Source organism: Micromonospora desertarenae, assembly GCF_056150265.1.
The window spans coordinates 197,500-215,450 of sequence record NZ_JAXCFQ010000001.1; the positions used below are offsets into that span (position 1 = coordinate 197,500).

Consider the following 17,951-nt stretch of genomic DNA (forward strand, 5'->3'; position numbering starts at 1 on the left):
GACCGGGCGCGGGACCGCCGGCTCACAGGTGGTGCCCCCGCCACCTGGTCTGCTCCGCCTCGGCGGCGAGCTGCTCCTCCAGCGCCACCTGGCGGACCTGCCGCCGGCGCGGCGCGTCGACCACCGTCTGCGCCCCCACCACCGCCACCGTGGCGACGGCCAGCAGGGCCAGTGCCACCAGTTCGGGCAGTTGCCCCGCCACCGGCACCAGCAGGAGCAGCAGCAGCACTCCGCCGACCGTCGGCCAGCGCGCCGCGCCGAGCATCCGGCCGCCGAGCACGATCAGGGCGAGCAGGTAGAGCGCGACCCCGCCGTAGAGCGCCAGCAGGTCGAGGCCGGGGAGCGTGACCCCCCAGGTCGGGGTCGCCGGGTCGGCCCCCTCGTAGATCAGTCCCTTGAGCCCGAGCGCGAAGAGGATGACCCCCGCGACGACGGGCAGGTGCAGGTAGGTGTAGGCGTCCCGGGCCAGCACCGCGCGGGCGGTCCGGTCCCGGGTGCGGTGCAACGCCTGCTCCATGGCGAGCGCCAGGGTGTCGAAGTACGCCCACCACATCGCCGCGACCACCGCGATGCCGAGCACCGCACCGATGAGCACCGGCCAGGTCAGCGGCAGGTTGACGGTGCCGCTGGGACCGAGCCCGAGCGCGATGATGGTCTCGCCCAGGGCCACCAGGATGATCTGGGCGTGCCGTTCCGCCCAGTGCCCGGCGGAGAGCACCGTCCACCCGGTGCTGCGCAGCGCCAGCCCCGCGCCGTACTCCACCATGATGGCGGCGATCCAGCACCCCAGCCGGACCAGCGACTCGACAGTGCCGTCGAAGAGCCGTTGCGGCAGCAGCGCGGCGGTGACGACGAGCGACGTGGCCAGCAGCACCGGCAGCGCCATCAGCAGCCACCGCTGGCGCAGGTCGCGGTTGCCGCGGCCGACCCACAGGAAGATCGACACCTGGCTGGCCCGGACCAGGAAGTAGCAGGTGGCGAAGACCAGCGGCCCGGACAGGCCGCCCGGCCGGTCGACGAACGCCTTCGGCAGGGTGAGCGCCAGCACGAAGGCGGCGGCCATGGTGACGAAGCCGACCAGCGGCACCACCCCCTGGTCGGTGCGGACCACGTTGCCGAGCGCCGCGAAGCCCGTCCAGCACCACCAGAGCAGGGCCAGCACCACCAGCGCCTGGATCACCCCGCGGACGGTGGGGTTGCCGGCCGCGGCGGTGGTGACGTTCAGGAAGGCGAAGACGAAGACCAGGTCGTAGAAGAGTTCCAGCCGGGTGGCACGGGAGCCCGGCGCGCTCCGCTGGACCCCGCTCGCCCGCCGGCCCCCGTCCGCGCGTCCCACCAGGGCAGTCTGGCAGCCGGTACCGGACCGAAGGGATGTTCCGGGCGATGACCGGCCAACCTCCGCCTTCCGGGTAGCGCCGGCGGTGGGCGGCCGGCGTCCGTGGCCTTGTCGGGCCGGCTCAGGCGATGACGGCGGGCTCCCGCCACCGGGGCCGGCCGCCGCGGTCCAGGTCGTACCGCACCGCGGCGATCCGGCCGACCGCCTCGACCAGGTCGGCGGCGGGCAGCGTGAACGGCAGTCGCAGGAACCGCTCCAGCGTGCCGTCCAGCCCGAACCGGGGCCCCGGGGCCAGCCGTACGCCGACCTCCTCGGCGGCCCGGGCGAGGGCGCTGGAGATCGGCCCGTCCAGCTCGGCCCAGAGGGTCACGCCGCCGCGCGGCACGGTGACCCGCCAGTCCGGCAGCCGCTGCGCCAGCGCGCCGAGCAGCGCGTCCCGCTGGGTGGCGAGCTGGGCCCGGCGGGCCGCCACGATGCCCGGCGCGTCGGTGAGCAGGTGCACCGCGACCAGTTGGTCCAGCACCGGGCTGGCCATGTCCACCCCGACCCGGGTGGCGGCCAGCCGCTGCACCTGCGGCGCGGACGCGCGCACCCAGCCGATCCGCAGCCCGCCCCAGAACGGCTTGCTCAGCCCGCCGATGGTGACCACCCGGGAGTGCCGGTCGAAGACGGCGGCCGGGGGCGGCACGACCGTGCCGTCCAGCGGCAGGTCCACGAACGACTCGTCGACGACCAGGTCGGTGCCGACCGCGTGCGCGGTGGCGACCAGCCGCTCGCGCAGGTCGGCCGGCATCAGGTGGCCGGTGGGGTTCTGGAAGTCCGGGATCAGGTAGGCCAGCTTCGGGCGGACCTGGCGCAGGCTGCCGAGCAGCAGGTCGGCGTCCCAGCCGGTGTCGGCGGCCAGCCCGTGGGTGGTGATCCGGGCCCGCCGGGCGGCCAGCGCGGCCAGCGCGTTGGGGTAGCTCGGCGACTCCACCAGCACCCCGGCGCCCGGCGCGAGCGCCAGGCGGAGCACCAGGTCCAGGGCGTGCTGGGTGCCGTTGGTGACCATGATCTGGTCGGCCGAGGTGGGCAGCCCGCGCTCGGTGTACGCCTGCGCCACCGCCTCGCGCAGCTCGACGATGCCGGTCGGGTGGTAGCCGGCGCCGCCCAGGTAGCGGGGCAGGTCCTCGGCGGCGGCCCGGGCGGCCGGCACCAGCTCGGGCGGGGCGGCCAGCGCGGCCACCCCGAGGTCGATCATGTCGTGGTCGTCCTGCGGGGTCCACAGCCCGGTGCTGGCCACCCGGTGGGTGCCGGGCAGCATGGTCCAGCTGCCGGCGCCCCGGCGGCTGGCCAGGTGGCCGCTCTCGCGCAGTTCCCGGTAGGCGGCGCTGACCGTGGTGCGGCTGATCCGCAGCGCCTGGGCCAGTTCCCGTTCGGCGGGCAGGCGGACGCCCAGCGGGAGCCGGCCGTCGGCCAGCAGGCCGCGTACCGCGCCGGCCAGGGCGGCGTAGTCGGGGCTGCGGCGGCGACCCGGGAGAGCGTGCCACTGGCCGAGCAGCCGGGCCAATTGGACCCCCCGCACCTGGCTCGTCATGCCACTCCTCCGATATTGGCTCTCTTCCGTGCGCCCGATTGGCCCCTAGGGTGGCATGCATGGCAGCGATTGGCAATCTCCGGTACCGCCCCGTCCGGCGGCTGACCCAGCTCTACGCGGGCCTGGTCCTGTACGGGGTCAGCATGGCCCTCATGATCCGTTCGGGGCTGGGCCTGGACCCCTGGGACGTCTTCCACCAGGGGCTCGCCCGCCGCACCGGATTGTCCTTCGGCGCCGTGACCATCGCGGTCGGCGCGCTGGTCCTGCTGCTCTGGATCCCGCTGCGGCAGCGCCCCGGCATCGGCACGGTGAGCAACGTGGTGGTCATCGGGCTGGTGGTGGACGCCACGCTGGCGCTGCTGCCGGCCGGCGGGCCGCTCGCCGTCCGGATCGGCCTGCTGGTCGCCGGCATCGTGGGCAACGGCGCGGCCACCGGTCTCTACATCGGCGCCCGGCTCGGCCCCGGCCCCCGTGACGGGCTGATGACCGGCCTGGTCGCCCGCCGGCCCGGCTGGTCGATCCGGGTGGTCCGCACCGGCATCGAGGTGACCGTGCTGGCGGTCGGCTGGCTGCTCGGCGGCACCGTGGGCGTCGGCACGGTGGCGTACGCGCTCGCCATCGGGCCGCTGACCCAGCTGTTCCTGGCGCGGTTCACCGTTGCCGAACCGGTGCCGGTTCCCGGCCGGACCGCCCCGGTGCCGGCCGCCGGCTGACCCGCGTACCCGGGTCGTCGCGCAGGGTGCGGGCGGCGGTCCGGGTGTTCCCTTTTGGCAGTGGTGCCCGGCAGAATCTGCGCATGGGGGAGAGCGGATGGCGCTGGAGCGACGCCTGGATCTTCGTCTCGTTGGTGATCGCGAGCGGCGCCGGCCGGCACCGCCGGTCGCCGTCCAGCCGCCGGCCCGAAGGGGTCCGGCTGGCCGACGTGCTCTCCACCGCCGACCACCTCAACCAGGCGATTCCCGAGCGGCACGAGGTCGAGGAGGCGGTCCGCCGGCTGGTCGGCGCCGGCCTGGTCGACGTCGCGGACGGCTGGTTCCGGATCACCCCCGACGGTGAGCGGCTGTGGCGCACCCGGCCGAGCGCCGGGCTGGCCACCACGGTGGACACCGTGCAGGGGGTGCTCAGCCGCCGGCAGCCGCCGGTCCGCGCGGAGTGGCACCTCGACGAGGCCGACCACGCCGCCGCGGTGCAGGAGTACCTGGTCCGCTCGATCCCGGCGCCGCGCCGCTCCCCCGAGAACCGCGCCCACCGGGACTGACCCCCGGCCGGCGGCGGGTGAGGGGGGCGGTTCAGCGGACGGCGTGCCCCGCGCCGCGCAGCGCGTCCTTGACCTGCGCCACGGTCAGCTCGCCGAAGTGGAAGACGCTCGCGGCGAGCACCGCGTCAGCGCCGGCGTCGACCGCCGGCGGGAAGTGCGCCACCGCGCCGGCGCCACCGCTGGCCACCACCGGCACGTCGACCACCCGGCGTACCCGCCCGATCAGTTCCAGGTCGAACCCGGCCTTGGTGCCGTCGGCGTCCATCGAGTTGAGCAGGATCTCGCCGGCGCCCAGCTCGGCGCCGCGGCGGGCCCACTCGACCGCGTCCAGCCCGGTGCCCCGCCGGCCCCCGTGGGTGGTGACCTCGAAGCCGCTGGGCGTGGTGCCGGCCGGCGCCCGCCGCACGTCCAGCGAGAGCACCAGCACCTGCCGGCCGAACCGGTCGGCGATCTCGGCGATCAGCTCCGGGCGGGCGATCGCGGCGGTGTTCACCCCGACCTTGTCGGCGCCGGCGCGTAGCAGGGTGTCGACGTCGGCGACCTGGCGGATCCCGCCGCCGACGGTCAGCGGGATGAACACCGACTCGGCGGTGCGCCGGACCACGTCGAGCATGGTGCCGCGGTCGCTGGCGGAGGCGGTGACGTCGAGGAAGGTCAGCTCGTCCGCGCCGGCCCGGTCGTACGCCGCCGCCAGCTCGACCGGGTCGCCGGCGTCGCGCAGGTCGAGGAAGTTGACCCCCTTGACCACCCGCCCGGCGTCCACGTCCAGACACGGGATCACCCGTACCGCCACCGTCATGCCGCGAGCCTATCCGGTGCCGCCGCGGCGGTGGCCGACCCGGACGGGCCGGCCACCGCCGGGGAGGCCCGGGTCACAGCCGGACGAGCATCTTGCCGAGGTTCTCGCCGCGCAGCAGGCCGAGGAACGCCTCCGGGGCCTGCTCGATCCCGTCGACCACCGTCTCGTCGTAGCCGATGCTGCCGTCGCGCAGCCAGCCGGACATCTCCCGGACGAACTGCCCGCGCAGCGCGCCGTGGTCGCCGACCAGGAAGCCGCGCAGGGTCAGCCGCTTGCCGATGACCAGCGCCAGGTTGCGCGGCGCGGCCGGCGGCTCGGTGTCGTTGTACTGGGCGATCATGCCGCAGATCGCGGCCCGGCCGTGCGGCCGCATGGCGGAGATGGCGGCCTCCAGGTGGTCGCCGCCGACGTTGTCGAAGTAGACGTCGATGCCCTCGGGCGCGGCCGCCTTCAGGGACCGGCGCACCGGACCGTCGTGGTAGTCGAACGCGGCGTCGAAACCGAGCGCCCGCAGCCGCTCCACCTTGGCCGCCGAGCCGGCGCTGCCGATCACCCGGGCGGCGCCCTTGAGCTTGGCGATCTGCCCGACCAGGCTGCCCACCGCGCCGGCCGCGGCGGAGACGAAGACCGTCTCCCCCGGCTTCATCCCGGCCACCTCGAGCAGCCCGGCGTACGCGGTCAGCCCGGTCATCCCGAGCACGTGCAGGTAGCTGGTCACCGGCGCCAGGTCGGGGTCGACGGCCCGCGCGGAGGCGGCGTCGACCAGCGCGTACTCCCGCCAGCCGAGCCCGTGCAGCACCCAGTCGCCGGGGGCGAAGCCGTCGACCTCGCCGGCCACCACCTCGCCGACCGCGCCGCCGTCCAGCGGCGCGTCGAGCCGGAAGGGCGGCACGTACGACTTCACGTCGTCCATCCGCCCGCGCATGTAGGGGTCGACCGACATGTACCGGTTGCGGACCAGCAGCTGACCGGGCCCCGGCTTCGGCACCTCGGTCTCGACCAGCCGGAAGTTCTCCGCCGTCGGCCAGCCCTGGGGCCGGGACGCCAGGTGGATCTCCCGGTTGGCCGTTGTCACGCGGCCTCCCGCACGGTGAGCGCGACCTCGATGTTGCCCCGGGTGGCGTTGGAGTAGGGGCAGACCTGGTGCGCCTGGGCGACCAGCTGCTCGGCCGTGGCCCGGTCCACCGTCGGCAGGTCGACGACCAGCGTCACGGTCAGCCCGAAGCCGCCCGCGCCGTTGGGCCCGATGCCCACCTCGGCCTCGACCACCGAGCCGGTCACGTCCGCCTTGGCCCGGCGGGCGACCACGCGCAGCGCGGAGTGGAAGCAGGCCGCGTAGCCGGCGGCGAAGAGCTGCTCGGGATTGGCGGCGCCGCCGGCCCCGCCCATCTCCTTCGGCACCGCCAGGTCGAGGTCGAGCGTGCCGTCGGAGGTCTGGACGTGGCCGTCCCGGCCGTCACCGGTGGCCCGGGCGGACGCGGTGTAGAGGACCTGCATGAGGGGTCACTGCTCCTTCTGTCGGTGGATGGTCTCGGTGACCCGGGTGAGGGTGTCCCGGATGGCGACCAGCTCCGCCGCGGTCAGCCCGGTGGCCCGGGCCACCCGCAGCGGCACGTCCGCCATCCGTTCCCGCAACGCCCGGCCCTCGGCGGTCAGGCCCACCTCGACCCGCCGCTCGTCGCGCGCCGACCGGCGCCGGACCACCAGGCCCGCCCCCTCCAGCCGCTTGAGCAGCGGGGAGAGGGTGCCGGAATCCAGTCGCAGGCGCGCGCCCAGCTCGGAGACGCTGGGCGCGCGGCCGTCCGGTGCGCCGCTGGGCGGCTCGTCGTCGTGCTCCCAGAGCACCAGCAGCACCAGGTACTGCGGGTAGGTGAGCCCGAACCGGTCGAGGATCGGGCGGTAGACGTCGGTCAGCGCGCGCGACGCCGCGTAGAGCGCGAAGCACACCTGCCGGCCCAGCACCAGATCGTCGGTCACCGGAAAACCGTAGCGCCCAATTAGGTTGTGCGCAATTTATACGTGGTTCAGACCACGCAGAGCGGCACGTTCGGCGGCACGGTCTCGGCCCGCTTCAGCACCACGACCTCGTCGCCGAGTTCGCCCTTCTGTCTGATCGGCTTGGTCTTGAACACCTTGAGGAAGAAATTGACCACGTCGGCCACCACCTTGGGGATCGAGTAGCCGAGCCCGTAGCGCATGGTCACCCCGAGTCCCGCGCCCCGGCAGACGATCAGGCCGGCCCCCGAGCCGAGGCTCGCCCCCACCGAGGCGCGCAGGGCGACGTACAGCCCGGCGGTGAACCCGAGCGCGCCGATCCCGACGCTGAACTTCACGTCGTACGTGACGAGCAGCCCGCTCGCCCCGATGGAGATGCCGGTGATCGAGTTGGTCAGGCTGTTGCGGACCCGGAAGCCGCTCGGCTCGATCGGTCCCCAGTACGGGCGGTGGTAGCCGTAGCCGATCGCGCCGCTCAGCGCGTACTCGCCGGCGGCGTCGAGCCGGCCGTCCTTGGCGCTGAACGCCGTCTTGATCTCCAGCAACTGGTCCACGGTGGCCGAGAAGGGCACCCCGAGGATGCTCCCGATCGGGATGCTGAACTGCGTCGGCACCACCACCGACCGGGCCAGGTTGCGGGTGTTGCCGACGCTGGTCGCCGCCTTGACCGCCACCCGGAGGCCGGCGCCGCCGGTGACGCTGAACTCCGCCCGGGTCACCGTGCCGCCGGAGATGGCGAGGTCGAAGGTGGCCTTCGGCTTGTCCAGCAGCAGGGTGACCGCGCCGGTCATCCGGATCTCGCCGTCGTCGTGCTCGAACCGCGCGGTGACCCCGTCGGAGCAGCACTCGGTGCTCACCTGGAGGGCGCCGGCCCGCGCCGCCTGCTGGCCGCCGACCTTCGCGGGCGGCGCCGGCGGGCGGGGCGCGGGCGCCGGCGCCCGGACCGGGACGAGCCGGGTCCGGCCGATCGGCGCCCCGCCGCCGGTGCCGCCGGCGGCCTCCCCCGGCGGGCCGCCACCGGTCGCCGCGCCCGGGCCGCCCGGCGGGGCGCCGGTGTCCGCACCGGACGCTCCCCCGCCCGTGCCGCCACCGGGCTCGGGTGGCAGGTCGGCGGCCACCCAGGGCGGCGTGCCCGCGGAGTAGACGATCGGGCGGTCCAGCGGCACCGGCTCGGCGGTGCGGAAGGTGCCGTCCCGGATCACCTCGGTCAGCTCCACCGGGCCGATGGTCACCGCCAGGTCGCCACCGTCGCGGCGGACGTCCACCACCCGGCCGACGGCCCGGGAGGTGAGGAACATGACCTTGCCGGGGGCGAGGTCGTCGGCTCGCTCGGCGTCCGGGTCGATCCGCCAGGTCAGCCCGTCGTCGGTCACCGACCGCACGGCGGCGCCACCGCCGCCGACCAGGACCACGTCCGGCTGGTACGTCACCTCGGGGTGCGGCCGCGGCGCGAGCCCGTACCGGACCGCGTCGGCGTGGTACGGGTCGGTCGGCCCGCCGCCCGCCGGCCGGTCGCCCGAGCAGGCCCCGGTCGAGGCCAGTACGGCCAGCGCCGTCACCACGGCCAGCCAGCGGCCACCGGCGCAGCGGTTCGTTCTCATCGCCGCCGCACCCCGCTCAGAGCCGGCCGGCCACGGTACGCGCCACCCTCTCCAGCGGCGCGCGGTTCTCCGCCGGGTCGTTGAGCCGGACCAGGCGCACCGACACCCAGACTCCCGAGCGGTTCACGAAGACCGCCTCGTGGCTCGCGTACGCCTCGTCGCCGACCCCGGCCAGCGGGCGCAGCTCGTGGCCGAGATCCCGCTCGATGTCCAGGAACTTCTTGGCCCCGTCGCCGACGAAGACCTCGACCTGGGCGGTCGGCCCGCCGACCGGCCCGACGTAGGTGCAGGTCTCGCGCACCGGCTGGGGATCCTCCAGCCTGGTGCCGGCGAGCTGTTCCGCCTCCTGCTGGGACACCAGCGCGCACGGGTCCACCGCCGCCGCCGGTGTCGGGGACGGCTCGGCGGCCGCGCTCCCGGTGGCCACCACCTCCGGCGGCGCCGGATCGCCGGCCGCCGGCGGGGGCTCCTCCGTGCCGCCGCAGCCGGCGACCGTCCCGGCCAGGCCGAGCAGCCCGGCCAGCAGCAGCCCGGACCGCCGGGCACGACGAATCTGCTTCACCTCGACATCCCTCCTCCATGGACGAACGGCGGACGCCCGCACCGGGGCCGGCGGCCCGTCACGACGGGTCCGCCCCGGCGGCTGGCGCCGGGCACTCCGGCGCGACGATCCACTCGGCCGGCCCGAGCCGGTCCACCCGCCAGCCGGCGGCGGCCGCCACCGCCGCCACCGTGTCCGCGTCGGGGCCCTCGACCAGCGCCAGCACCACGTCGTCGGCGGGGATCCGCAGCGCGCCCCGCAACCGGGTGGTGCCGGTGGTCAACCCGCCGACGGGCTCGTCGGCGCACTCCCCCGGACCCCGGTCGTAGCGTTCGAGGACGAACAGTCGAGCGGCCATGCGTCGACGCTAGGGCGGCGCGTCGCCCGGGTAATCGGGTGTTTCCCTATCCTTCGACGTCGGCGCGCGCCATCACCGCGCCCAGCTCGGCCCGGCTGGCGACGCCCAGCTTGCGGTAGACCCGGGCGAGGTTCGCCTCGACCGTCTTCGGGCTGATGAACAGGGTGTCGGCGATGACCCGGTTGGTCCGCCCGGCGGCGGCGAGCCGGGCCACCTCCAGCTCGGTGCCGGTCAACTGGCGGGGCGCCAGCGGGCGGCCACCGGTGCGGTCCGCCTCGGCCCGGGCCCGGGCCGCCAGGGCCGCCGCGCCCAGCGCGTCGAACTCGGCGGCGGCGGCGGTCAACGCCTCCCGGGCGTCGCGGCGGCGCCGCAGCCGCCGGTACGCCACCCCGGCCACCAGCAGGCAGCGGGCCCGGTCCAGGGGAAGCACGTCCGCCGGCACCGCGGCCCGGGCGGCGGCCAGCTCGGCCAGCGCGTCCGACGGATCCCGGCCGAGCGCGCCGGCCAGCAGCACCCGGCAGCGGGCCAGCCCCAGCGTGGTCCACGGGCGCGGCAGCCGCCGGTGCCGGATCGCCAGCCGGTCCAGCGCCGCCTCGGCGGTGGCCAGCTCGCCGGCCCCCACACAGGCCTCCAGCCAGTCCGGTTCGAAGCGCTGGGCGATCGGCTCCACCAGGCCCAGCTCGTCGACGGTCACCGCCAGCTCGCCGTAGTGCCGGGCGGCCTCGGGCATCCGCCCCGCGCTCAGCGCCACGAATCCGGCCAGCTGGGCGTAGAGCCGCCGCCGCCAGCGGTCGTCCAGCTCGGCGGCCCGGCGCAGCCCGTCCGCGGCGATCCGGTCGGCCTCGGCCAGCCGCCCCCGGTACGCCAGCAGCATCCCGTCCAGCCAGTGCTCGGCGGCCGAGTCGGTGCCGTACTGCTCGCCCAGCTCCCGGGCGGCGGCGATGTGCGCCGCGGCGTCGGTCCACCGGCCGGCGAGCAGCTCGGTGTCGCCCAACTGGGTCAGCAGCTCGTGCTGGGACGGCTCGTCGCCGCGGGCGACCGCCCGGGCCAGCATGTCGTGCAGCCGGTCGCGGGCCCGACCGTGCTCGTCCACCGACCGCCACCAGATCGCCGGCACCGTGCCGGCCAGCCAGGACGGCTCCTCCCCCTCCAGCTCCAGGGCCCGCTCCAGCAGCCCGGTCCGGGCCGGCAGCCCCGCGCGGACCTCGTTGAAGAAGAGCAGCGCCAGCGCCGCGGCGTACACCGGCCGGTCGTCCGGGCGGTCGGCCAGCAGGGCGATCGCCGCCTCCGCGTGCCGGCGGGCCGGGTCCGGGGCGTCCCGGAACAGGCTCAGGTGGGCGTGGATCCGGCCGGCCAGCGGAGAACCGGCCGGGGCCGACGCCAGCGCCCGCTCGCCGGCCGCCCAGGCCGTCTCCACCGGCTCGTCGGAACTCCACGCGATGATCGCCCGCAGCAGCAGCGCCTCCGCGCGGTCCGGGCCGGTCAGCTCCTCGGCCGCGCGTTCCGCGGCCACCCGTGCCGCGGGGTAGTCGCCGCTGTCGAACCGGCACTCGGCCGCGGCCAGCCGCCACCGGGCCTGCTCGGCGGTGCCGGGCGGGGTCAGCCGGACCGCGCCGTCGTACAGGCCGGCGGCGGTCTCCGGCGCGCCCCGGGCGCGTTGCCGGGCGGCGGCCGCCGCGACCTCCGCCGCCGCCGACCCGTCCGGCCCGGTGACGCAGCCGGCCAGCTGCCGGGCCCGCTCGTCCGGATCGAGCGTGGTGTCGGCGAGCAGCCGGTGCAGCCGGCCGCGGACCCCGGGCGGCACGTCGGCGCGGACCGCCGCCGCGTACACCGGGTGGGCGAAGCCGACCGCGTCCCCGCGTACGGCGACCAGGCCGGCCTCCTCGGCCGCGTCGAAGGCGGCCGGCGGCACCCCGGCGCGGGCCAGCCCGGCCAGCGTGGGTACGCCGGAGAGGGCGGCGAGGCGCACCGCGTGCCGGGTGTCCGGGGGCAGCGCGGCCACCCGGCCGGCGACCAGTTGCCGCAGCGACGGCGCGGCCGGCAGGTCGGCGCCCGGGGCCGGCAGCTGCGGCAGCCGGAGCACCGCCCGGGCCAGCTCGATGGCGAGCAGCGGGTTGCCACCGGCCTCCGCGGCGATCCGCACCAGCAGCGGCCGGGGTAGCGCCGTCCCGGTCTCGGTGCGCAGCACGTGGTGCAGCGCCCCCACGCCGAGCGGCCCGAGCCCGATCCGGTCCAGCCGGGTGCCGCCGGCGCCGTGGTCGAGCCCGAGCGGGGCCGGGTCACCGCCGGCGCGGTCGGCCCGGGCGGTGACCAGCACGGCGATCCGCGGCACCAGCCGGCGCACCGCGAACCGGAGCGCCCGCTCGCTCGGCGGATCGAGCCACGGGGCGTCGTCGACGGCCACCAGCAGCCGGGGCGCCGGGCCGTCGGCGGCGACCTCCAGCAGGGACCGGGTGGCCGCGCCCACCGTCCGGTCGTCGATCGGCTGCCCCGGCTCGTCGCCGGTGAGCAGCACCCCGGCCAGCGCCGCGCGCTGCGGCGCCGGCAGCTCGGGCACCCGGTCGGCCAGCGGGGCGAGCAGGTCGGCCAGCGCCGCGAACGGCAGCGCCGACTCCGCCTCGGTCGGCGCGCAGCCGAGCACCAGCCAGCCGGCCCCGCGGGCCGCGGCCAGCAACTCCCGGTGCACGACCGTCTTGCCGATCCCGGCCGGGCCCTCCACCAGCACCGGCCGGCCCTCGTCCAGCGACCGCCGGGCACGGTCGACCAGCACGTCCCGACCGACGGCCGCCCCGCTCACCGGGTCAGTCTGGCACCCACCGGCCACCCCGGTCGAGGACCGGACGGCGGACGCGCCGCACCCCGCTCAGCGGTCGCCGAGGTAGGCCTCCAGCTCCACCTCGACCAGGTGGTCCGGGTCGATCAGGCCGGCCACCACCACCATCGTGGCGGCCGGGCGGACCGCGCCGAAGACCGTGTTGTGCGCGCGGCCGACCTCGTCGGCGTGCGCCCGGTCGGTGACGTACATCCGGGTCCGCACCACGTCGCCGGGTTGGGCGCCGACCTCGGCCAGCGCGGCCAACCCGATCCGCAGGGCCTGCGCGGTCTGCGCGGCGGCGTCCCCGACGTGGGTCACCACCCCGTCCACCGTGGACGTGCAGCCGGCCGTCCAGGCCAGGTCGCCGGCGCGGACCACCCGGGAGTAGCCGTAGGCGGCCTCCCACGGCCCGCCGGAGCCGAGCCGGGTGACGGTGCGGCTCTCCTCGACGCCGCGCGGGCTCACGATGGTCCGCTCGCCGCGCTCGCTCACGCCGCCGCCAGGGTGCGCAGGGCCTCGGCGACCGTGAAGGCCCCCGCGTAGAGCGCCTTGCCGGCGATGACGCCCTCCACGCCGAGCGGCTCCAGGGTGGCCAGCGCCCGCAGGTCGTCCAGGGTGGAGACGCCGCCGGAGGCGATCACCGGGGCGTCGGTGCGGGCGCAGACCTCGCGCAGCAGCTCCAGGTTCGGCCCGCGCATGGTGCCGTCCTTGGTGATGTCGGTGACCACGTACCGCGCCGCGCCGGCCTTGTCCAGCCGCTCCAGCACCTCGTACAGGTCACCGCCGTCGCGGGTCCAGCCCCGGGCGGAGAGGGTACGGCCGCGCACGTCCAACCCGATCGCCACCCGGTCGCCGTACTCGCCGACCACCCGGTCGCACCAGACCGGGTCCTCCAGCGCCGCGGTGCCGATGTTCACCCGGGCGGCGCCGGTGCCGAGCGCGGCGGCCAGCGACTCGTCGTCCCGGATGCCGCCGGAGAGCTCCACCTTCACGTCCAGTTGCCGGACCACCTCGGCCAACAGGTGGGCGTTGGAGCCCCGGCCGAACGCGGCGTCCAGGTCGACCAGATGGATCCACTCGGCGCCGTCGCGCTGCCAGGCCAGCGCGGCCTCCACCGGATCGCCGTAGCTGGTCTCGCTGCCGGCGGCGCCCTGCACCAGCCGGACGGCCTGGCCGTCGGCGACGTCCACGGCCGGTAACAGGGTCAGGCTCACGGTGCTTCTCCTCGGTTCAGGTACGACGGTCCAGGGCGATCACCACGATCGCCGGCAGTACGAGCAGCAAGAGCACGACCAGCGCGAGGCGCAGCGCCAGGTCGTCCACGAGCGACCAGATCAGGATGATCGCCGCCAGGGTGAGCAGCACGATCGCCGCACGTTCGCCCCGGCTGTGCCGGGGCAGCCGGCCGGTGCGCCCGCGCCGCACGGTGGGGGTGACCCGGCGCAGCAGCGCCCGCCGCCGGGCCCGCCGGGCCGACCGCCGCTGCCGGACGGCCCGCTCGCGGGCCAGGGTCGCCTCCCGCTCGGCCCGCCGCCGGGCCCGCTCCTTGCTCACCGGGCACCCCGCCGGCGCGCCCCGGCGGGCCGGCCGGCCGGGCGGCGGACCGGCTCAGCCACCGGTGCCCAGCGTGCCGAGCCAGTTGCGCAGCAGCGCGGCACCGGTGTCGGCGGACTTCTCCGGGTGGAACTGGGCGGCCGACAGCGCGCCCCGCTCCACCGCCGCGACGAAGTCCACCCCGTGGTGGGCGGTGGTGACGGTGGCGCCCGCCGCGGCCAGCGCGCCCGGATCGCCGACCGCGTACGAGTGGACGAAGTAGAACCGGCTGTCGGCGGGCAGCCCGGCGAAGAGCGCCGAGCCGGCCGGCGCCTGCACGGTGTTCCAGCCCATGTGCGGCAACCGGGCGGCGGGCAGCCTGGTCACCCCGCCGGGCAGCAGGCCGAGCCCCTTGGTCACCACGCCGTGCTCGTCGCCGTGCTCGAAGAGCACCTGCATGCCGACGCAGATGCCCAGCACCGGACGGCCCGCGGCGACCCGCTCGGCGATCACCGGCCCGGCGCCGAGGGCCTCGATCCCGGCCATGCAGGCCGCGAAGGCGCCGACGCCCGGCACCACCAGGCCGTCCGCCTCGGCGGCGGCGGTCAGGTCGTCGGTCACCCGCACCGTCGCACCGGCCGCGACCAGCGCCCGCTCGGCCGAGCGCAGGTTGCCCGACCCGTAGTCCAGCACCACGACGTCGCTCATGCCCCCACCTCCGGCAGCAGCCAGAGCACCCCACCCGCGGTGGCCAGTACGGCGAGCAGCGCGGTGATCACCACCGCGCCGCGCGGCGCGCCCTGCCGGTGCAGCGAGATGACCCCGCCCAGCAGCACGCCGGCCAGGGCCAGCAGCAGGATCGGCAGTACCGCCCCCATCAGCTCCGCCTTCCGTTCGCGACTGCGGGACTCCGCCGCGCTGCGTTCCTCGCGCTCACAGCGCTTGCTTCGTTCGCGACTGCGGGACTCCGCTGCGCTGCGTTCCTCGCGCTCACAGCGCCCCCTTCGTGCTGGGGATCGCGCCGGCCGCGCGCGGGTCGATCGAGGTGGCCTCGCGCAGCGCCCGGGAGACCGCCTTGAACTGGGCCTCGACCACGTGGTGCGCGTCCGGGTGGCCGCCCGGCCGGGCCGCCCGCAGCACGTCGACGTGCAGGGTGATCCGGGCCGACTGGCCGAAGGACTCCCAGATGTGCCGGGTCATGCTGGTCGGGTAGACCGGGCCGATGTACGGGGCCAGCGCCGGCTCGTCGTGCACCACGTACGGTCGGCCGGACAGGTCGACCGCCGCCCGGACCAGCACCTCGTCCATCGGCACGGTGGCCGAGCCGTACCGCCGGATGCCGGCCTTGTCGCCCAGCGCCTGGTCGAACGCGGTGCCCAGGGCGAGCGCGGTGTCCTCCATGGTGTGGTGCGCGTCGATCTCCAGGTCGCCCACCGTGCGCACGGTCAGGTCGAAGCCGCCGTGCCGGGCGATCTGGTGCAGCATGTGGTCGTAGAAGCCGACCCCGGTGCTGATCTCGGCCCGGCCCGTGCCGTCGAGGTCGATCTCGACGAGGACCTTCGTCTCCTTGGTGATCCGCTCCACCCGGGCGGTCCGGCTCATTGCTCGCCTCTCGGTCGCGGGGCTTGCGCGCCCATCTACAGCTTGTCCATGGCGGTGAGGAAGGCATCGGTCTCGGCGGGGGTGCCGGCGGTGACCCGCAGCCAGCCGGCCAGCCCCACGTCGCGGACCAGCACGCCCTGCTCCAGCAGGGCCCGCCAGGCCACGCTCTGGTCGCCGCCGACGGAGAAGAGCACGAAGTTGGCGTCGCTGTCGGCGACCCGCAGGCCCCGGCCGCGCAGCTCGGCGACGATCCGGTCGCGCTGCGCCATGATCGCGGCGACCGTGCCGAGCAGGGCGTCCCGGTGGGCCAGCGCCGCCCGGGCGGCGGCCTGGGTGAGCGCCGAGAGGTGGTACGGCAGCCGGACCAGTTGCACCGCCGCCACCACCGCCGGGTCGGCGGCGAGGTAGCCCAGCCGGCCGCCGGCGAACCCGAACGCCTTGCTCATCGTCCGGGTCACCACCAGCCGCGGGTGCCCCGGCAGCACGGCGAGCGCGCTCACCGTGCCCGGCCGGGCGAACTCGGCGTACGCCTCGTCGACGATCACCATGCCGGGGGCCGCGTCGAGCACGGCGGCGACCACCGCCGGGTCGAGGGCGGTGCCGGTGGGGTTGTTCGGCGAGCAGAGGAAGACCACGTCCGGGGCGTGCTCGCGGACCTGGGCCACCGCCTCGTCGGCGGTCAGGCCGAAGTCGACCCCGCGGCGGGCCGGCACCCACCGGGTGCCGGTGCCCAGCGCCAGCAGCGGGTGCATCGAGTACGCCGGGGTGAAGCCCAGCGCCGTCCGGCCGGGACCGCCGAACGCCTGGAGCAGCTGCTGCTGGATCTCGTTGGAGCCGTTGGCCGCCCACACCTGCTCGACGGTGAGCCCGTGGCCGAGGTAGCCGGCCAGGTCGGCGCGGAGCGCCACCGCGTCCCGGTCCGGGTAGCGGTTGAGGTCGCGCAGCTCGGCCGCGAGCGCCTTGCCGATCGCCTCCACCACCGGCTCGGGCACCGGGTAGGAGTTCTCGTTGGTGTTCAGCCGCACCGGCACGTCGAGCTGGGGCGCCCCGTACGGGCTCAGCCCGCGCAGGTCGTCCCGGATCGGCAGGTCGTCGAGACTGGTCACGCCGTCACCCCGCTCCGCCGGCTCACGACCCGGACCCCGGGAAGCGCACGCTGACCGCCTGCCCGTGCGCGGGCAGGTCCTCCACGCCGGCCAGGGTGACCACGTGCGGGGCCACCTCGCGCAGCGCCTCCCGGGAGTACTCGACCAGGTGGATGCCGCGCAGGAAGGACTGCACCGACAGCCCGGAGGAGTGCCGGGCACAGCCGCCGGTGGGCAGCACGTGGTTGGAGCCGGCGCAGTAGTCACCCAGCGACACCGGCGACCAGGCGCCGACGAAGATCGCCCCGGCGTTGCGCACCCGCAGCGCCCACTCCCGGGCGTCCCGGGTCTGGATCTCCAGGTGCTCCGCCGCGTACGCGTCCACCACCCGCAGGCCGGCGCCGAGGTCGTCGACCAGCACCACGCCGCTCTGCTCGCCGGTGAGCGCGGTGCTGACCCGCTCGGCGTGCTTGGTCGCCGGCACCTGCCGGGCCAGCTCACGCTCGACCGCCTCGACCAGCTCGACCGACGGGGTGACCAGCACGCTCGCCGCGAGCGGGTCGTGCTCGGCCTGGCTGATCAGGTCGGCCGCGACGTGCGCCGGGTCGGCGGTGTCGTCGGCCAGGATGGCGATCTCGGTCGGCCCGGCCTCGGCGTCGATGCCGACCACCCCGCGCAGCAGCCGCTTGGCGGCGGTCACCCAGATGTTGCCCGGGCCGGTGATCATGTCGACCGGGTCGCAGTGCGCGCTGCCCGCGGCGTCCACCGCCGCCCCGTAGGCCAGCATCGCCACCGCCTGGGCGCCGCCGACCGCGTAGACCTCGTCGACGCCGAGCAGCGCGCAGGCGGCGAGCACCCGCGGGTCGGGCAGGCCGCCGTTGTCCTTCTGCGGCGGGCTGACCACCACCAGCGAGCGGACCCCGGCCGCCTGGGCCGGCACCACGTTCATCACCACTGTCGACGGGTACATCGCCAGGCCGCCGGGGACGTAGAGGCCGACCCGGTCGACCGGCACCCAGCGCTCGGTCACGGTGCCGCCCGGCACCACCTGGGTGGTGTGGTCGGTGCGGCGCTGGTCGGCGTGCACCTTGCGGGCCCGGGTGATCGACTCCAGCAGCGCGGCGCGGACCTGCGGGTCCAGCGTGCCCTCCGCCGCGGCGATCGCCTCGGCGGGCACCCGCAGCACCTCCGGGGACACCCCGTCGAACCGCTCGCTCGCCTCCCGGATCGCCGGGTAACCATGCTCCCGGACCGCCTCCACGAGGGGACGGATCCGCTCGACGGCCACCGACACGTCGAGTTGGGCACGGGGCAGCAGGCGGCGCGGGTCGCGCACGCCGCCACGCAGGTCGATCCGATTCAACACCCTTGCGAGTCTAGGCGGCCGACCACGGCGGCGACCGGCACCGCCCGTACGCCGGGACGGTGAGCCGGGACACGCCGCCGGGGCGG

The 17,951-nt window shown here is 76.2% G+C and carries 20 protein-coding genes; 2 read left to right on the plus strand and 18 right to left on the minus strand.

Translation table 11 applies throughout. The annotated features are described in order from the left end of the window. Window positions 1-22: 22 nt before the first annotated feature. On the minus strand, window positions 23-1,336 hold the full coding sequence (locus SM577_RS00875) for a low temperature requirement protein A (protein WP_302921634.1): 1,314 nt from the start codon (window positions 1,334-1,336) through the stop codon (window positions 23-25). A 121-nt stretch (window positions 1,337-1,457) separates the two neighbouring features. After that, a complete protein-coding gene (gene yczR / locus SM577_RS00880) occupies window positions 1,458-2,912 on the minus strand; it encodes a MocR-like transcription factor YczR (RefSeq protein ID WP_474586068.1) in 1,455 nt (484 codons plus the stop codon). Between the two features lie 59 nt (window positions 2,913-2,971). On the opposite strand from yczR, the gene yczE reads away from it, so the two are divergent. Beyond that, window positions 2,972-3,625 carry a membrane protein YczE gene (gene yczE, locus SM577_RS00885; RefSeq protein WP_474580429.1) on the plus strand — a complete coding sequence of 218 codons (654 nt, stop codon included), beginning with the start codon at window positions 2,972-2,974 and terminating at the stop codon, window positions 3,623-3,625. 83 nt (window positions 3,626-3,708) lie between these two features. Further along, window positions 3,709-4,170 carry a hypothetical protein gene (locus SM577_RS00890; protein ID WP_302921631.1) on the plus strand — a complete coding sequence of 154 codons (462 nt, stop codon included), beginning with the start codon at window positions 3,709-3,711 and terminating at the stop codon, window positions 4,168-4,170. Window positions 4,171-4,201: 31 nt separating this feature from the next. On the opposite strand, the gene hisF is transcribed toward SM577_RS00890, so the two are convergent. From hisF to hisD, 16 genes are all read right to left on the minus strand, one after another. After that, window positions 4,202-4,969 carry an imidazole glycerol phosphate synthase subunit HisF gene (hisF, locus tag SM577_RS00895; RefSeq protein WP_302921630.1) on the minus strand — a complete coding sequence of 256 codons (768 nt, stop codon included), beginning with the start codon at window positions 4,967-4,969 and terminating at the stop codon, window positions 4,202-4,204. A 73-nt stretch (window positions 4,970-5,042) separates the two neighbouring features. Then, complete coding sequence (locus tag SM577_RS00900) at window positions 5,043-6,044, minus strand: NADP-dependent oxidoreductase (protein WP_302921629.1); 1,002 nt, start codon at window positions 6,042-6,044, stop codon at window positions 5,043-5,045. After that, the gene (locus SM577_RS00905) at window positions 6,041-6,466 is read right to left on the minus strand and encodes an organic hydroperoxide resistance protein (protein ID WP_302921628.1); all 426 of its coding nucleotides are present in this window, start codon (window positions 6,464-6,466) and stop codon (window positions 6,041-6,043) included. Before SM577_RS00905 ends, SM577_RS00900 begins: the two co-directional genes overlap by 4 nt. 6 nt (window positions 6,467-6,472) lie before the next feature. Continuing rightward, window positions 6,473-6,946, minus strand: coding sequence for a MarR family winged helix-turn-helix transcriptional regulator (locus tag SM577_RS00910; protein WP_474586069.1), 474 nt, complete (start codon window positions 6,944-6,946; stop codon window positions 6,473-6,475). 47 nt (window positions 6,947-6,993) lie between these two features. Then, window positions 6,994-8,565, minus strand: a complete 1,572-nt coding sequence (locus tag SM577_RS00915) for a hypothetical protein (RefSeq protein WP_474586070.1) — start codon at window positions 8,563-8,565, stop codon at window positions 6,994-6,996. Window positions 8,566-8,581: 16 nt separating this feature from the next. Then, complete coding sequence (locus SM577_RS00920) at window positions 8,582-9,127, minus strand: DUF3558 family protein (protein ID WP_474586071.1); 546 nt, start codon at window positions 9,125-9,127, stop codon at window positions 8,582-8,584. A 58-nt stretch (window positions 9,128-9,185) separates the two neighbouring features. Further along, entirely contained in the window at window positions 9,186-9,464 is a 279-nt protein-coding gene (locus tag SM577_RS00925) for a hypothetical protein (RefSeq protein WP_302921624.1), read from the minus strand. A gap of 46 nt (window positions 9,465-9,510) precedes the next feature. Then, on the minus strand, window positions 9,511-12,261 hold the full coding sequence (locus SM577_RS00930) for a helix-turn-helix transcriptional regulator (protein WP_474586072.1): 2,751 nt from the start codon (window positions 12,259-12,261) through the stop codon (window positions 9,511-9,513). Between the two features lie 66 nt (window positions 12,262-12,327). After that, window positions 12,328-12,771 (minus strand): RidA family protein, encoded by a 444-nt coding sequence (locus SM577_RS00935; protein WP_474586073.1) that lies wholly within the window; start codon window positions 12,769-12,771, stop codon window positions 12,328-12,330. Then, window positions 12,768-13,493 (minus strand): bifunctional 1-(5-phosphoribosyl)-5-((5-phosphoribosylamino)methylideneamino)imidazole-4-carboxamide isomerase/phosphoribosylanthranilate isomerase PriA, encoded by a 726-nt coding sequence (gene priA, locus SM577_RS00940; RefSeq protein WP_302921621.1) that lies wholly within the window; start codon window positions 13,491-13,493, stop codon window positions 12,768-12,770. The genes SM577_RS00935 and priA overlap by 4 nt, the downstream gene beginning before the upstream one ends. 16 nt (window positions 13,494-13,509) lie before the next feature. Continuing rightward, entirely contained in the window at window positions 13,510-13,833 is a 324-nt protein-coding gene (locus SM577_RS00945; protein ID WP_474581269.1) for a hypothetical protein, read from the minus strand. Between the two features lie 54 nt (window positions 13,834-13,887). Continuing rightward, the gene (hisH, locus tag SM577_RS00950; RefSeq protein ID WP_302921619.1) at window positions 13,888-14,520 is read right to left on the minus strand and encodes an imidazole glycerol phosphate synthase subunit HisH; all 633 of its coding nucleotides are present in this window, start codon (window positions 14,518-14,520) and stop codon (window positions 13,888-13,890) included. After that, window positions 14,517-14,690: a hypothetical protein gene (locus tag SM577_RS00955; protein WP_302921618.1), complete on the minus strand. Its 174-nt coding sequence runs from the start codon at window positions 14,688-14,690 to the stop codon at window positions 14,517-14,519. The genes hisH and SM577_RS00955 overlap by 4 nt, the downstream gene beginning before the upstream one ends. A 112-nt stretch (window positions 14,691-14,802) precedes the next feature. Further along, the gene (hisB, locus tag SM577_RS00960) at window positions 14,803-15,414 is read right to left on the minus strand and encodes an imidazoleglycerol-phosphate dehydratase HisB (RefSeq protein WP_302921617.1); all 612 of its coding nucleotides are present in this window, start codon (window positions 15,412-15,414) and stop codon (window positions 14,803-14,805) included. Window positions 15,415-15,449: 35 nt separating this feature from the next. Beyond that, window positions 15,450-16,520, minus strand: coding sequence for a histidinol-phosphate transaminase (locus SM577_RS00965; RefSeq protein ID WP_302921616.1), 1,071 nt, complete (start codon window positions 16,518-16,520; stop codon window positions 15,450-15,452). A 22-nt stretch (window positions 16,521-16,542) separates the two neighbouring features. Beyond that, window positions 16,543-17,865, minus strand: coding sequence for a histidinol dehydrogenase (gene hisD, locus SM577_RS00970; protein WP_474586074.1), 1,323 nt, complete (start codon window positions 17,863-17,865; stop codon window positions 16,543-16,545). Window positions 17,866-17,951 lie beyond the last annotated feature (86 nt).

What these genes read in the sequence shown, in the direction of transcription:
- yczR (WP_474586068.1), bottom strand. Translation starts at nt 2,912, where the DNA reads ATGACGAGCCAGGTGCGGGGGGTCCAATTGGCCCGGCTGCTCGGCCAG.
- yczE (WP_474580429.1), top strand. Translation starts at nt 2,972, where the DNA reads ATGGCAGCGATTGGCAATCTCCGGTACCGCCCCGTCCGGCGGCTGACC.
- SM577_RS00890 (WP_302921631.1), top strand. Translation starts at nt 3,709, where the DNA reads ATGGGGGAGAGCGGATGGCGCTGGAGCGACGCCTGGATCTTCGTCTCG.
- hisF (WP_302921630.1), bottom strand. Translation starts at nt 4,969, where the DNA reads ATGACGGTGGCGGTACGGGTGATCCCGTGTCTGGACGTGGACGCCGGG.
- SM577_RS00905 (WP_302921628.1), bottom strand. Translation starts at nt 6,466, where the DNA reads ATGCAGGTCCTCTACACCGCGTCCGCCCGGGCCACCGGTGACGGCCGG.
- SM577_RS00915 (WP_474586070.1), bottom strand. Translation starts at nt 8,565, where the DNA reads ATGAGAACGAACCGCTGCGCCGGTGGCCGCTGGCTGGCCGTGGTGACG.
- SM577_RS00925 (WP_302921624.1), bottom strand. Translation starts at nt 9,464, where the DNA reads ATGGCCGCTCGACTGTTCGTCCTCGAACGCTACGACCGGGGTCCGGGG.
- hisH (WP_302921619.1), bottom strand. Translation starts at nt 14,520, where the DNA reads ATGAGCGACGTCGTGGTGCTGGACTACGGGTCGGGCAACCTGCGCTCG.
- SM577_RS00955 (WP_302921618.1), bottom strand. Translation starts at nt 14,690, where the DNA reads ATGGGGGCGGTACTGCCGATCCTGCTGCTGGCCCTGGCCGGCGTGCTG.
- hisB (WP_302921617.1), bottom strand. Translation starts at nt 15,414, where the DNA reads ATGAGCCGGACCGCCCGGGTGGAGCGGATCACCAAGGAGACGAAGGTC.